The sequence below is a fragment of the Agarivorans litoreus genome (genome assembly GCF_019649015.1).
GTDB lineage: Bacteria > Pseudomonadota > Gammaproteobacteria > Enterobacterales > Celerinatantimonadaceae > Agarivorans > Agarivorans litoreus.
Genome location: NZ_BLPI01000001.1, coordinates 1 through 13,684, shown reverse-complemented (window position 1 = coordinate 13,684; position 13,684 = coordinate 1). Strand labels below are relative to the sequence as shown.

The 13,684-nt window shown below is 40.0% G+C and carries 15 protein-coding genes; 6 read left to right on the top strand and 9 right to left on the bottom strand.

Features of this window, described 5'->3' with window-relative positions; all coding sequences use genetic code 11:
* Positions 1-251 precede the first annotated feature (251 nt).
* Together K5L93_RS00075 and K5L93_RS00070 are read left to right on the top strand one after the other, a co-directional pair.
* Positions 252-1,790: a DUF3369 domain-containing protein gene (locus tag K5L93_RS00075; protein ID WP_220717938.1), complete on the top strand. Its 1,539-nt coding sequence runs from the start codon at positions 252-254 to the stop codon at positions 1,788-1,790.
* Between the two features lie 92 nt (positions 1,791-1,882).
* Complete coding sequence (locus tag K5L93_RS00070; protein ID WP_220717937.1) at positions 1,883-2,413, top strand: YaeQ family protein; 531 nt, start codon at positions 1,883-1,885, stop codon at positions 2,411-2,413.
* A 30-nt stretch (positions 2,414-2,443) separates the two neighbouring features.
* Here K5L93_RS00070 and K5L93_RS00065 read toward each other — a convergent pair whose 3' ends face one another.
* From K5L93_RS00065 to K5L93_RS00030, 8 genes are all read right to left on the bottom strand, one after another.
* Positions 2,444-2,776 carry a PBPRA1643 family SWIM/SEC-C metal-binding motif protein gene (locus K5L93_RS00065; protein WP_220717936.1) on the bottom strand — a complete coding sequence of 111 codons (333 nt, stop codon included), beginning with the start codon at positions 2,774-2,776 and terminating at the stop codon, positions 2,444-2,446.
* A gap of 688 nt (positions 2,777-3,464) precedes the next feature.
* On the bottom strand, positions 3,465-5,048 hold the full coding sequence (locus tag K5L93_RS00060; protein WP_220717935.1) for a cryptochrome/photolyase family protein: 1,584 nt from the start codon (positions 5,046-5,048) through the stop codon (positions 3,465-3,467).
* Entirely contained in the window at positions 5,032-5,199 is a 168-nt protein-coding gene (locus K5L93_RS00055; RefSeq protein WP_220717934.1) for a DUF2256 domain-containing protein, read from the bottom strand. The genes K5L93_RS00060 and K5L93_RS00055 overlap by 17 nt, the downstream gene beginning before the upstream one ends.
* Positions 5,199-6,656: a cryptochrome/deoxyribodipyrimidine photo-lyase family protein gene (locus K5L93_RS00050; RefSeq protein WP_220717933.1), complete on the bottom strand. Its 1,458-nt coding sequence runs from the start codon at positions 6,654-6,656 to the stop codon at positions 5,199-5,201. Before K5L93_RS00050 ends, K5L93_RS00055 begins: the two co-directional genes overlap by 1 nt.
* Positions 6,657-7,427: 771 nt before the next feature.
* On the bottom strand, positions 7,428-8,027 hold the full coding sequence (locus tag K5L93_RS00045; protein ID WP_220717932.1) for an ABC-type transport auxiliary lipoprotein family protein: 600 nt from the start codon (positions 8,025-8,027) through the stop codon (positions 7,428-7,430).
* A 40-nt stretch (positions 8,028-8,067) separates the two neighbouring features.
* The gene (locus K5L93_RS00040; RefSeq protein ID WP_220717931.1) at positions 8,068-9,039 is read right to left on the bottom strand and encodes an MlaD family protein; all 972 of its coding nucleotides are present in this window, start codon (positions 9,037-9,039) and stop codon (positions 8,068-8,070) included.
* The gene (locus K5L93_RS00035; protein WP_246614949.1) at positions 9,032-9,853 is read right to left on the bottom strand and encodes an ABC transporter ATP-binding protein; all 822 of its coding nucleotides are present in this window, start codon (positions 9,851-9,853) and stop codon (positions 9,032-9,034) included. Before K5L93_RS00035 ends, K5L93_RS00040 begins: the two co-directional genes overlap by 8 nt.
* A 9-nt stretch (positions 9,854-9,862) precedes the next feature.
* A complete protein-coding gene (locus K5L93_RS00030; protein ID WP_220717930.1) occupies positions 9,863-10,936 on the bottom strand; it encodes an ABC transporter permease in 1,074 nt (357 codons plus the stop codon).
* A gap of 450 nt (positions 10,937-11,386) precedes the next feature.
* On the opposite strand from K5L93_RS00030, the gene K5L93_RS00025 reads away from it, so the two are divergent.
* From K5L93_RS00025 to K5L93_RS00010, 4 genes are all read left to right on the top strand, one after another.
* Complete coding sequence (locus K5L93_RS00025; protein ID WP_220717929.1) at positions 11,387-11,527, top strand: hypothetical protein; 141 nt, start codon at positions 11,387-11,389, stop codon at positions 11,525-11,527.
* Between the two features lie 3 nt (positions 11,528-11,530).
* Positions 11,531-11,683 (top strand): hypothetical protein, encoded by a 153-nt coding sequence (locus K5L93_RS00020; protein WP_220717928.1) that lies wholly within the window; start codon positions 11,531-11,533, stop codon positions 11,681-11,683.
* A gap of 189 nt (positions 11,684-11,872) precedes the next feature.
* Positions 11,873-12,196: a hypothetical protein gene (locus K5L93_RS00015; protein WP_220717927.1), complete on the top strand. Its 324-nt coding sequence runs from the start codon at positions 11,873-11,875 to the stop codon at positions 12,194-12,196.
* Positions 12,197-12,212: 16 nt separating this feature from the next.
* Positions 12,213-13,019, top strand: coding sequence for an HNH endonuclease (locus K5L93_RS00010; RefSeq protein ID WP_246614948.1), 807 nt, complete (start codon positions 12,213-12,215; stop codon positions 13,017-13,019).
* Between the two features lie 79 nt (positions 13,020-13,098).
* Here the strand turns inward: K5L93_RS00010 and K5L93_RS00005 are convergent, their stop codons facing one another.
* The gene (locus tag K5L93_RS00005) at positions 13,099-13,515 is read right to left on the bottom strand and encodes a hypothetical protein (protein ID WP_220717926.1); all 417 of its coding nucleotides are present in this window, start codon (positions 13,513-13,515) and stop codon (positions 13,099-13,101) included.
* Positions 13,516-13,684: the final 169 nt, after the last annotated feature.

Sequence of the window (13,684 nt, the reverse complement as noted above, 5' to 3'; positions counted from 1 at the left end):
AATAAGCAATGCACTCGCTATCGATAAAATGATTACAGGAGGCAGTATATTTTGGCTGTTAAGTCTACTTTCCATAGATTTCAAGTAATTGAGTTTGAATCGATTTTATCGAACTATGACTAGTTTTTGAATCTTTAACGAAGCAATAACGCGCTTAGCCTCTAAGTTTTCTTAAGCAACTGAATAATAGTCTTTGATATTATGCAGTTGCTGTTCTAATTTTACTGTATCTAAGAATAATGGAGTAAGGTATGAGTGACTTTCTTTTCATCGATGATCTCGACGAGCCTTCAGAAGAAGTTGCCAAACCCACATGGAAGTTGTTGGTCATTGATGATGAAGCCGAAATCCATTCAGTAACTCGGTTGGTATTGTCTGACGTAGAAATTGATGGGTATAAACTTGAGTTTCTCTCTGCCTATAGTGCAGAAGAAGCACAACGAATGTTTGAAGAACATAACGACATCGCTATAGCCCTAGTCGATGTTGTTATGGAGACCGATCATGCGGGTTTAGAGTTAGTTAGGTGGATCCGAGAAACTAAAGAAAACCATGCAACACGTTTAATTTTACGCACCGGGCAACCAGGTCAAGCTCCTGAAGAATCTGTGATCAAAGACTACGACATCAACGATTACAAAAGCAAAACAGAATTAACGGCCACTAAACTAAAAACCATTACCTATTCTGCCATTCGTTCTTACCGAGATATTCTGTTTATTGAGCGTCACCGACAAGGATTGATGCAGGTTATAGAATCAACATCGTTGGTACTTAAAAGTAAAACCTTGTACCACTTTGGGTCAGCGGTATTGAAACAACTGGTAGAGCTATTTCAGTTAGAAAGCTCAGCAATGTACATTACAACGCTTACCGAAGATGTACTGCGTCATCAATCATTTAATGTTCTAGCGGCAACGGGGGATTTTGTAACTAACGAACACAATGAATATAATTTCGACCAAAGCAAAATTCCCGACAACGTCAAACAACTTTTAAAACGCGCATTGGAAGAAAAGAAAACACTGGTCACCGAAAACTGCTATGTTGGGTTTTATCCAACTGATAGTCGCAGCGTTAGCCTTTTATACGTGCAACATGAAAACCCACTAGACGACATCGAAAAAGGCTTGCTTGAAGTTTTTGCCACCAATATCGCGCTCACTTTTGAAAACCTCACCATTAAAGAAGAAATTCAAGATACTCAAAAAGAGCTAATTTTCATTATTGGTGATGCTATCGAGCAACGCAGTAAAGAAACGGGATCTCACGTAAAACGTGTGTCTCTGATTTGTGAATTAATGGCCCAAAAACTCGATTTTGACCCAGAGTTCGTGGAAGCATTTAAACACGCCGCACCGCTGCACGACTTAGGTAAAATTGCTATTCCAGAGTCTATTTTACACAAGCCCGGTAAGTTAGATGCTGAAGAATGGAAGATCATGCAAACGCACGCGCAAGTAGGTTACGATCTATTAGCGGATTCTAATAAAATTATCGCTCGCTTAGGAGCAGAAATTTCCTTATGCCACCATGAAAAATGGGATGGTAGTGGTTACCCGCGACAACTCTCAGGTGAAAACATCCCTTTAGTGGGGCGAATAATGGCAATTACTGACGTATTTGATGCATTAGGTTCTAAACGCTCCTATAAAGAGCCTTGGACTAATGAAGAAATCAAACAGTTTATTATTGAGCAAAAAGGCAAGCATTTCGATCCGCAGTTGGTAGATATTTTAGTGAATAATTTTGATGAATTCCTTGAAATAAGAAACGCTTATCCAGACTAAATTTTTATTGAGTTTTATCGCTAAAAGGCGCATTCTCACAGTATTAATTAGCTAAGTTAACCGCCTAGCACTACTAATGAGAAGACTTTCTTTTGGCGCTAAAACCTACAATATACAAATTACGTATTTCATTATCTGACTTAAACCGCAATTATTACGACACCATAAATCTCACTATTGCTCAACATCCATCTGAAACATTAGAGCGTATGATGGCGCGTACAATGGCCTTTTGTTTGAATGCAGAAGCAGAATTAGAATTTACCAAAGGACTTAGTGAAGTAGAGCAACCAGACATTTGGCAAAAATCTTTAGAAGGTGGCACCCTACTGTGGATTGATGTAGGAGAACCAAGCCCAGAGCGAATTAAAAAAGCTACCAGATCGGCTAAATACGCCAAGGTGTATTGCTTTAATTCAAAATCCGATACGTGGTGGCAACAAACAGAAAATAAAATCAACTTGTTGGACGTAGAAGTATGGCAGTTGAGTTGGGACGAAATGGTCACATTAGCCAGTTTTACTCAACGCACCATGGATATGTCGGTAACGATTACCGAAGAATCAGCTTATGTCACCATTGATGAAAATGAAGTTGAAATTCACTGGAAAAACTTAAAGTAGTTTTTAAAGAAGGAGGCTCAAGCTTCCTTCTTAACCACAACACTTTTTAAATTTTTTACCACTTCCACAGCTACATGGTTCATTACGCTTAGGCGTTTTCTCAACTACTTTTGTGATTGGTTTTGCAATTAACAGCTCTAACTGTTCAGTATTTTCGTCAGCTTCGGCATCTACGGCGATATCTACAACAATCCCATATTCTGTGGCACGCTGTTGAAGCTCTGTCTGGCGTTCTTTACTTTTTACCTGCAACGACAAAGGGCTTTCTTCAGTCCCGATCCTCACATCACGCTTCGTGTTAAAGCCAAAGCTTTCATGTTTCGGCTTTTTTTCAATACGGCCTTTAAAAAAGAATTTAGACACGTATATACCCCTCCAAATAAAATAATTAGAGCAGGCTTATACAGCAATATTTTGAAGAATTAAACTATAACGCGTGTTGTAAAGGTTGAACAAAGACATATTGGCAAAAAAAAAGCCACTTAATAAAAGTGGCAATATAAAGGCAAAACATATTCAACCAATATTTAAGGTCGGGAGTGGCCATAGCCAACCACTCTCAAGTTGAACAGAACGCGAGAACTAGCCGTAATTACGATTAGTTAACTAAATTAAAGCACTTACGGACAACTTTGGTTACTGTCAATGTTAACAGTTTGACAAACTCTTGCGTATTAACTATCTGACATCATTGTTGATGGTAACTTTGCCAGTAACTGAAGGCGAAATATCTGCTTAGTTCTTAGAAGTTTGGCTAGTCGTTAAGACCCACAAGATCCATCTAAACCTATCACTAAGAATCTACCATGGCTAAGTTAAACTCTGTCTATGAGGCCCTAATTGGCTTATATAGGTGCAGGTGTCTGCTTGGGGCATACTGATATAGAAGGCTTTGCTGATTTCGCCAATACTGCTCAACTATCGCTAGATAAGTCAACTTGTACTTAGGCGATGGCTTTATGCGATGAAATTTTGACTGGCTGATCGCGTTTGATGCGAAGTAAGTGTTTTGCATCAAACACAAACGACCATAAGGCAATTTATAGACAGATTACAGGTTCTCTATGTCGTTTAAGCAGTGCTTTGCTTTATCGAGTACAGCTATGCGTTGTTGTTCTGACTTCTTAAGCCAAGAGCTAAATACTAGTTTAGTCCTTGGGTTATTCCCCATTTGTAGTTGGTGACTATGCATAAATTGCCAATATAAAGAATTTAGCGGGCAAGCATCATCTTCGATTGTATTGCTAACGTTATAAATACAATCAGAGCAATAGTCGCTCATTTTGTTAATATAGTTGCCACTGGCAGCATAAGCTTTTGAACCAACAATGCCGCCGTCGGCAAATTGGCTCATGCCACGGGTATTTGGCATTTCTACCCATTCTATGGCGTCAATGTAAATACCTAAATACCAGCGGTCGACTAGCGCCGGATCAATTCCCGTAAGTAGACAAAAGTTCCCAGTAACCATTAAGCGTTGAATATGGTGGGCATAGGCAAAATGTAGCGATTGCTTAATGGCATGCTGTAAACAATTCATTTTTGTATCACCCGTCCAGAACCAGCTAGGTAGCTGTCGATTAGCATCTAAGGCATTTAGCGATGCGTAGTCTGGCATGTTTGCCCAATAAATGCCCCGTATAAACTCGCGCCAGCCGATAATTTGACGAACAAAACCCTCTATTTGGCTAATTTCAATTTCGCCGTTACTCTGCTCAAAAGCCGCAATGGCGGTATTAACAACATAGGCAGGGCTTAATAGTTTTGCGTTTAAGGCAAAAGAAAGCCTAGAGTGATACAAGCTCCACCCGTGATCTTCGCCCAGTAACGTGAGTTTTCCAGTCATTGCATCTTGAAATTGACCAAAACGAGGTAAACATACTTCGCAAAAGTAGTTCAACAACTGAGTTGCTTGTGCTCGGTTAACTGGCCAAATTAATTGTGTATCTGCATGGCCGATTGTGGTTATTTTATGTTTATCTATCCTTGCCAAAATACTGCTAACGTTATTTGAAAACAATAACGGGGCAGGGACATTGGCTAAGTCCGTGGCTTTCAATTTATTACGATTGTTTGCATCGTAATTCCACTTACCACCACGTGGTTTATCGCTATCCATTAGCACATTAAAACGTTGCCTAATTTTTCGATAAAAGTTTTCCATACGGTGGCGTTTCTGAGGTTGAAAATAATGGCCAATTTCCTCATCAGGTAAATAGAAATGCTCGGTGCTGCAAGCACAAGAGGGTATAGATAAAGAGCCTCGAAAATTTGCGAGTTGCTCTCTCAATCGATATTCGTCGGGTAGCTGGTGCTCGAAATGATCTACACGGTACTGGTCGATAAGATAGTCTAATAACGCAGGTAAATCGCTAAATGATGAAGTGTCGTCGAGGTTTAAATAAAGCACCTCGTGACCACTGCTCTCTAAGGCTTGTGCAAATTGCTGCATAGCGGCAAAAAAAGCCGCTATTTTTTGTTTATGGTGCAAGGTATAGCTGGCTTCTTGGTGTAACTCAGCAATTAGGTAAAGAGTTTGTTCATCTCTGGCTCTATACCAACTATGGCTAGCATTGAGTTGATCGCCCAGTATTAAACGCAAAGTGCTATATTTTTTCTTAGCTTGCAAAGTCATGGCTACTCTCGTCATTAGTAAAGTGTTTATTGCCAGCGCAGCGTTTAGAGCAATACTTAACCTTAGCCCAATCTCGTTGCCATTTTTTTCGCCAACTAAATCTACGCATACACACTGGGCAAATTTTTTGCGGAAGTTGCGACTTTTTCACTAATTTGGCCTAACGTGGCACTGCAATAAACGCTTGGCTTCGGCTTTAACCATTGGCTTATTTCGCCAGCTCCAAAGTAGCTGCTGCGCTTGCTTATAGCTTTTGCTTAAATCCACAATGGGCATTGGATAATCTACCCCTAGTTTAACTTGGTACATAGCCTGTTCCATATCTGTTAGTTGCCAGGGCGTGTGGATAAGAGGAGCGGGCAATTGCCCAAGCTCAGGTAGCCAGCGGCGAACAAATTGTCCTTCAGGGTCTTTTTCTAAGCCCTGTTTAACGGGGTTATAAATACGAATAGTATTTATCCCTGTAACGCCAGCCTGCATTTGAAACTGGCTATAGTGAATCCCCGGCTCAAAATCTAAAAAATAACGGGCTAAATGCTTAACGCCATCCCGCCAATCCAGCGCTAGGTGATGGCATAACATGCTCACTAACATTGCTCGCATTCTAAAATTTATGTAACCAGTATTAGCTAAACAACGCATGCAAGCATCAACCATAGGTATGCCGGTAAGAGCTTGCTGCCAAGCTTGTAAGTGATGTTTGGCCTGCTTTCCTGTAACTCTGGGTAAATTTTCGTAACCTCTATTTACAGAACGAAACTCCATGGCCGATTCACTTTCAAATTTTTGAATAAAATGGCAATGCCAATGCAGGCGTGAGCTTAAGGCCATTAAACTTCGCCGCCATCCTGGTACCGGCCAATGCTTGAGTAGGGCTTGATACACCTGCCGCAAACTTATGTTACCCCAGGCTAAATAAGCAGATAGCCGCGAGCAATGGTTTTGGCTTAATACTGGACTAGACAAACAGTACGCGTATTGTTTACCGCGTTCGTTAAAAAATGAAGCCAACACTTTTAGAGCGTGTATTTCGCCTCCTTGTTGAAAATGCCCCCTGTTAGGTGAGAAGCGCTTTAACCAGTAGTTTGCCGTTGCACATGCCAAGGGAGCAGAGTGGCTTAGCCAGTTTACTTCTGTTAGGTTTGGCACGGCGAGTTTTGCACGCATTACCGTTTGCCAGTGTTTGTCCCATGTGTTGCGATTGGCCAATCCACGTTGTACAGCAGCATAGGGTGTTTGCTGCCAAGTTATGTTTTGTTTAGAGCACCAAAGAGCGATGGCTTTATCACGCTCAAAGGTATTGTTTAACCCAACTTCTTGGTGGCTGAATATATTGGCAATTTGATACTGTTTATGGATAAGAGAGAAGGTATAAAGCGCGTTACGTTTGCTGCAAAATAGTGCCTTAGGTGGGATACGGTTTTCGATATCTAACAATGACTGCGCAACAAAATACCAGTGGCGTTCAGAATAATGTTTGTCTTTTAATAACATCGGTTCGAAACAATACACCAACAGCACAGGCAAGCCAGAATGGATAGCATCCACTAAAGGTTGATGATCATTCAAACGTAAATCTCGTTTTAACCAAACCACTGCAATTGCCATTAATAGTTCCGATTTTAAATGCTTATACGGTTAACGAGTAAGCCGTTAAGAAAGTTCACCTAGGCGCGCTAAGTGGCTAATTCATCGTCATATTGCTCAGGTTATTGCCTATCTAACTGCACTCCAAGAAATCAAAAGCTAGTAGCTAGAATGAAGGATTTGCTGCCTTGCTGTATCGCGCAGTGTGCATAGGATAGGGCGCTTATGCACAGCCCGCCGAACATAATTGTATATTCAACAGATAAACTGCGTAAGGAAGTGACTAGGGTTTGTTGATCTTTGGTGTTGAAATTTTGTTCGAGATAAGCGGGCTTTAATCGCGGCGAGCACTTAGAAGCCTAGTGGGCTAAGCAAAAAGTGCTTAACAAAGAGTAAAGTTCGCTTATCCGAAGCCTTCGGGCAGCATTTCTTAGCCATTTATTTAGCGTTAGCGAGTGATTATTAAGCCCACTTAACTGCACACTCACTGCCTTGCCTAAATGGCTAATAAATTGCTGCTAAAACCATCAGCAAAGATCAACAGACCCTAGAGTTGTATCAAATGATTTGCGATCGTCAAAGTGACTAAATGCTTGTTAAAAATAAGGACTAATCAATATGGTCGTTAACATAAGTGTGTTTTTAAAACGTTTGAAGATAAACATGTTAACTAAATGCCCGCTAATGCGGGCACCTAAACAAGTTGCTCTAAACCTGATTTGTTTTAACGTTCTTCGTTATGCTTCAATACTCAGAAAGTATCCACTTAAACAGGTTTTAGATAAGCTTACTCTACGCCTTGTTGAGCGATTCTACCAACTCATCAAAAATTTCTGTTAACGCATTACTCAAGCCTTTTGCAAACGCTTGTGGCGTCTTATCTGCTAGCTCAATTTTGCGAGATAATTTCTTCTCTAAAATAATGTCTGGCCTAGCAGCAGAGGTGTCGACCAAAATGAATTGTATTTCCATCAAAGCTGCGGGTGTTTGATCTTTTCTGAAATCCCCAAACAGTTTGGTAACTACCGTTTTTAGTACCACATTAGTTGAAACACTCGCATTGTAGGGAACAGTATTTTCAGCCAGCCCAGAACGAGTAATTAAAGTAGACAGCTGATTTTCAATAATTGCACCAGGTTCTGTAATATAGCGATTGTAATAATCGGTTTCGAAACTAACATCAGACAATCTAAATACCATTTGGGTATTATTGAAAGGGCTATCTACACGTACGCTGTCTATACGCACTGTTTCAAATTTCTTAGAGAAAGTTTTATCAGGATAATCTGCCACAATGGCGTAATTATTCGGGCTGTCTATTGGCTTGCCTATTCCACAGCCAAATAACACAACAATACTCAACATCACTAGGAAGCTTTTATTTCTATTCATATCTAACCACACTTTATTTGGAGTAGTAATATTAAGGGTTTTAATCAATTTTTAACTTCTCAGGCTCAGTAGTAAAAATAATACTGGACGGTTGGTTTTTTAAGGTATCGGAAAAGCTTTTTAGGTTATCAGCAGTGACCCTTAGGTCCTTCATGATATAGTTAATTTCGGGCTGGTTATCAGCCATAATCACATCTAGCCTAACCGCTACTCTATCCAAATCTTTGATTAACTTACTTATATCGCCATTCTCACTGAGAGATGTATTCAGGCTTTTGCTAATCTCTGCAACGGAAGAGATAATATCTTTCACATCTGGATCTGATACTACGCCGTCTACACTCTTCACCATGTGGTTAGTATTAAACAGCAATGTTAATAGCTCTGCATTCAGTTTTTCAATATCAACTGAACCTATAGACTTATTAAGCGTTTCGAGCAACGCATTAACATTTGAGACCAAGGTGTTGATATCTACCTCATCCAAATTTGCCACTAGATTCTGTATCCCGGAAATAATTTTGCCCGTGGAGCTTCTGTTCGATGGAATATAAGGATACTCTGGATCCCAATCGAAGCTTAATCCTTCATCTGCTGTTGTATAATCAAACGATAAGTATTGCTGGCCGGTGATACCTGCGATATGTGTGGTCGCCCTAAGACCGCGATCAATATAAATTTTGATGTTTTGATTCAATTCTTCTACGGTTTGTTTTTCGCCATTAATTTCACTGCGAACAACGACATAAGACTTCCTTTTTTCTCTCGGCACATCCGATTCGTAGAGCGCATCTGATAATTCAATTTCAACCACTTTACCTGCGGTTATACCTCTAAACCTAACTTGTGCTCCTACATCTAAACCAGATACTGATTCATCGAAGTAAGTCTCAATAATTGTCTTAGGCTCAAATAATGACCGCCCACCAAGGATAAATAAGACAATAAATAACGAGATCAACGCCGAGACCACAAACAACCCTAATTTGTAACTGCCTTTTGAATCATCCATTTCTTAGCTCACTCTCTTCATTTAGTTCATCTGGTATTAGTGTATCTGGATGCCGGTTAAAAAACTGGCGAACTCGCTTGTCTGTACTTTCATCACGTAAATTATTTGGATTTCCTTCAGCGATAATGCTTTTAGATATTGGATCGAGCATAATTGCTCTATCTGCTATGGAGAAAATACTTTGTAGCTCGTGCGTCACAATAATGAATGTGTAACCTAAGCTCTCTCTCAAGTTTAATATGGTTTGATCTAAGTTAGCTGCTGTAATGGGATCTAAACCCGCTGATGGCTCATCCAAAATTAAGATATTTGCGCCAATGGCCATAGCTCTTGCAATACCAGCTCGCTTAAGCTGACCACCAGACAATTGGCTAGGCATTAATTCGGCAGAGTCTCCCATTTCCAACAGTTCTAATAAGGTTCTGGAAATTTTGTTTTTCTCTGCTAAGCCTAGATCTGTAAATTCATCTAATGGGAAACGTACATTTTCTAAAATGTTTAGTGAACCAAACAAAGCCCCACTTTGGTACATAACCCCAAGTTTACGCTGAATAGAAGCTTTTTCAGTTTCGCCTACGCCAACAATACTTTTACCATTAATTGAAATATCCCCGCCGATTGGCTCATATAAACCAATAATGTGTTTCATTAGGCTGGATTTACCACAACCAGAACCACCTAGGATGACCAGAATTTCGCCGCGCTTTACGCTGAACGAGGCATTTTCTAACAGGATTTTTTCTCCATATCCCATTTTTAAGCCAGTCACTACTACGGCATCAACATTTTCTTGGTTATTCATTTCCGAGTTCATTAGGCTTCCTTAGCTTAGCAATATGGTATAAAAGCCATCGATGACCACTATCCAAATGATACTACTTACCACTGCGCTAGTTGCCGACAAACCTACCGAGGTAGAACCTTGTCCGGTAGTTAAGCCCTTTTCACAACCAATAACAGCAATAATAAATCCGAAGGTTGTTGCCTTAATCAAGCCCAATCCTAAATCCCACATAGTAAGTGCGTTTAATAATTGATGGTAATACTGAATGAAACTGATATCGAACTTCAGCAAAACAAGGGCTCCGCCAAAAACCCCGATAATATCGGCAAATACTGTTAATAAAGGGAGTACAACAATAGAAGCATAAATACGAGGTATCACTAAGAACTCAACAGGACTTATCCCAAAGGTACGTAAGGCGTTTATTTCTTCGTTAACTTTCTGAGTACCTATCTCTGCGGCAAACGCAGCACCTGTACGGCCAGCGAAAACAATCGCGGTCATCAATGGACCTAGCTCTCTAAGCATTGAAATACCTATACCATCCGCGACAAACAGAACAGCGCCAAATTGTTGAGCAACCAAGCCGATCTCGAAGGCGATAATCACCCCCATCAGAAAGCCAATCAACATAATGATAGGAACAGCATCTGCTCCAGCCCGAGTTGCAATATCAAAGACCGTTGACCAGTTTACGTTTTTCTCTCGGGTTATCCCCAATTTGAATACCATTGCACAATCTTTAATAAATCGAGCGATAGAACCAACATAAATAAGAATTTCTTTTGTTGCTTGTCCAATGAGTTCGAAAAAACCAGCTTCTTTTTTAGTTGCAATAGGCTGTTTTTCTGCAGGGGCGGGCGGTACAAGTTCGGCCAAACTAGGATTAAGGCCAATTATGGTAATTTCGGTGCCAGGTTCCCGAAATCGTGTTTGTAAATCTGATAAGAACGCGATGCCAGATATATCGATATACGTTAAATTGTGTGCATTAACAACAATGGGAGAGTTTGGATAGTTATCTAAAAGCGTGTTTGCTTTTTCCCACAAATTCCCTACAACTTCAGAAGTAATGCTTTCAGCTAACTCAATTTCTACACTGTTTTCATTCATTACTTCATCCCTAAAAAATCATCCACGCATAAATCCTTGATTAATTGTATGTTAAGAGAACCTATAAACCAATGCGTTAGTTACCCTTATGCTCAAAAAACACCCAGCCAGTATTGAAAATACCTACCAACTTCATCGGCTTGCTGTCGGCAAACAGCGCATAATGGGTACTAGCATAGGCTGCCACCATTTTTAATAATTACATTTTGCGTAGCCGCTGACTGCATGTCTTAGCGTAAGCTAAAAATAGCAGAGTGTAGTTAAATTAATCTAACTACTACTAATTTAGCAAAATTGCTAAGTCTGTTTGTTTAAGAAATGCGTCTAAGTTGGCAAATTTGCCACAACCATAAGCGGCTAAACCAAATCTTAGTCTATATAACAGCGATTTACTGTACCTCTAGCAACAAGACAGATAACCGCGCTCAAACAAATAAGGCTAGGGCGCTTATGCTCGGCACAACTAACGAAATTGCATTCTCACAAGATGCCCCGCTCAAAGTGGTGATTGATGTGGGTTCGCAGCTCATTATTTTAACCATTGTGATTGTCACGGCGCTAATCGTGCTTGGCAAAGTGATTAAGGGCTAGGGCATGTTGCAAACACTTTGCGAGATAGGCTTTGCACCGGTTGAGGTGCTAATAGCTGCGTCACTTATCTTAAATTGGCGGTTGTTATCTCGCATGGATAAACGCCTATACAAACTTAAATGGCAGCAAGAGCTAGCCACTAAAAAGGAAAGCTAATTATGGCGAGTAAGAAAGAAGCCACTTATCAAAGCTCGCATCTAGCGATGCTTTTGGCATTTTTTTGGATTTTCCAAGCTCGTTCCAAAACTTTAGGCTGGCTTTTAATTTGTTGTGGTAACCTATTGGTATTAACAATATTAATTTTAAAAAGTCTTTCATTTAAGTTGAACTTTAGGAAGGGTAATCATGACGTCAAACGACAGCAAAGAAAAAGACAAAATCATCTCTGAGACAATGCAGGAATTTAGAAGATCATTAAAGAATATTGAAAAAGACTCTAAAGATGCTTTTGCTTTGGTTATATTCATTAATAGTTGTTTTGACAAAAAGGGGTATGCTGATGGTAAATTCAGTGCTCTTGTTCATTTTCCTAACGCCCGTAAGTCAGCATGGATTTTAGAGCAAAGGTTATTAAGAGCTAATACAGAATGGTTTAACGAAGCCATTCTGTGCGCTCGCATGATGTTAATAGACTCTGACGTTGTCCATCCAGATTTAATTTTGTCTTAAAGAAGATTACCTTGAAGTGAATCCTCCAAGTAGCTCGTTTGTAAGTGCAAATCTACTGATATTAAATTTAGCGATTAAAGATATGATAAAGAGTAAATATTGTGTTTATTGCGGCATAACGATCAGAAAGTCAAACAATGCGCCAGATGGACGATCAGTCGAACACCTAATACCAAATTCAGCGGTCTCTAAAAAAAGAACGAATGCAAAAGGGGATTTCAATGTGTGCAGAGGCTGCAACACCCAAAAAAGCAAAATTGACCAACTATTTGGGCTTCTTTCAAGAATAAGCGCAAAAGGAGGAGGTGGGGACGAAGCTATAACTGAGATATCCAAGCTCTATAAAAAAAACGACAAAAGAATACGCCGTATGATAGATAGCGCTTCAGACTTTAGAGGTGGGAAAAACTTAAAATTACCCTTTAAAGGGGAAGATATTTATGATTATGGTGTATTTCTTACCAAAGGCCAGTATTTCAAGGAACGCAAAGAGCTACTAAACCTTGACGAAAAAGTTGTAATCGTGAAGTGGCTTGGGCCTAACGCTTCCGAGCAAATTACGGAGCTTTATCAGCAGCAAAGCAACAATAGAGATCGCTTTAAGGACCTAGCTATGAATAAGAGCGTAGAGGATGTGGGAGGAGAATGCTTTATAGTAGCGAATTCCAAGAGTAACCAGTTTCTGTTCTTTTTTAACGAACTATACCTTTTAATTACAGAAATTGTTGATTTAAACGAAAAAAGCAAACTTGAAAAGCGCACTAACAAGCAGTACTTAATTGCTGGGTTTACAAATGGTAAGCCTAATAAATACTGTATTTAAAAAGAATGGTGTTACAGTTGCCGATAATACCATTTATCGGCCTTCCTAATTGAGGTGGTTGATTACGGTGAATTCAGTTCTACAGTTTAAGAGGGACGCTAATAAGCTCCACCACCTTTGATGACTGTTGCTCTTTTACCCATAAAGGTATGCGAGCTTCGTGTCGATGCGATTGTAACCAGCGTTGTGCGTGTCGCGGAGTGTCGAAGCACTTGCATATATAGTCCAATTGAGCCGGCGTTATGACTTGCCCACTTGGCGTATATAGCAATCCGTTAAAGATTCGAAGATCTTCCCATCCCAAAGAGCACGGCAGAAATCTACTGGCCGCAATATCCATTAAACGTTTAGCAGAGTTTGGTGCTTGATTCTTCCTGTACCAATCACGAGCAGTACGCTCGGGAATGCCAAAGTAATCGGCCACTTGTGCAGGTGAATCAAAGTAGTTTCTTAAGTCTGAACCGTTAAATGTTGGATGCAGTTGGCTATTAATCATGTGGAAAACTCCTCAATATGCGTGAGATGTGATTTTTGGCGCTAGTCAGCAAATTCAACAATTAGTGATATTTAACCCATTAAATACGGGGCTTGGAGAGTGCGGCAATTGCAGTATTCGTAAGTGATTGATTTATATAAACAGCAATATATTCAATTTAACATAATAT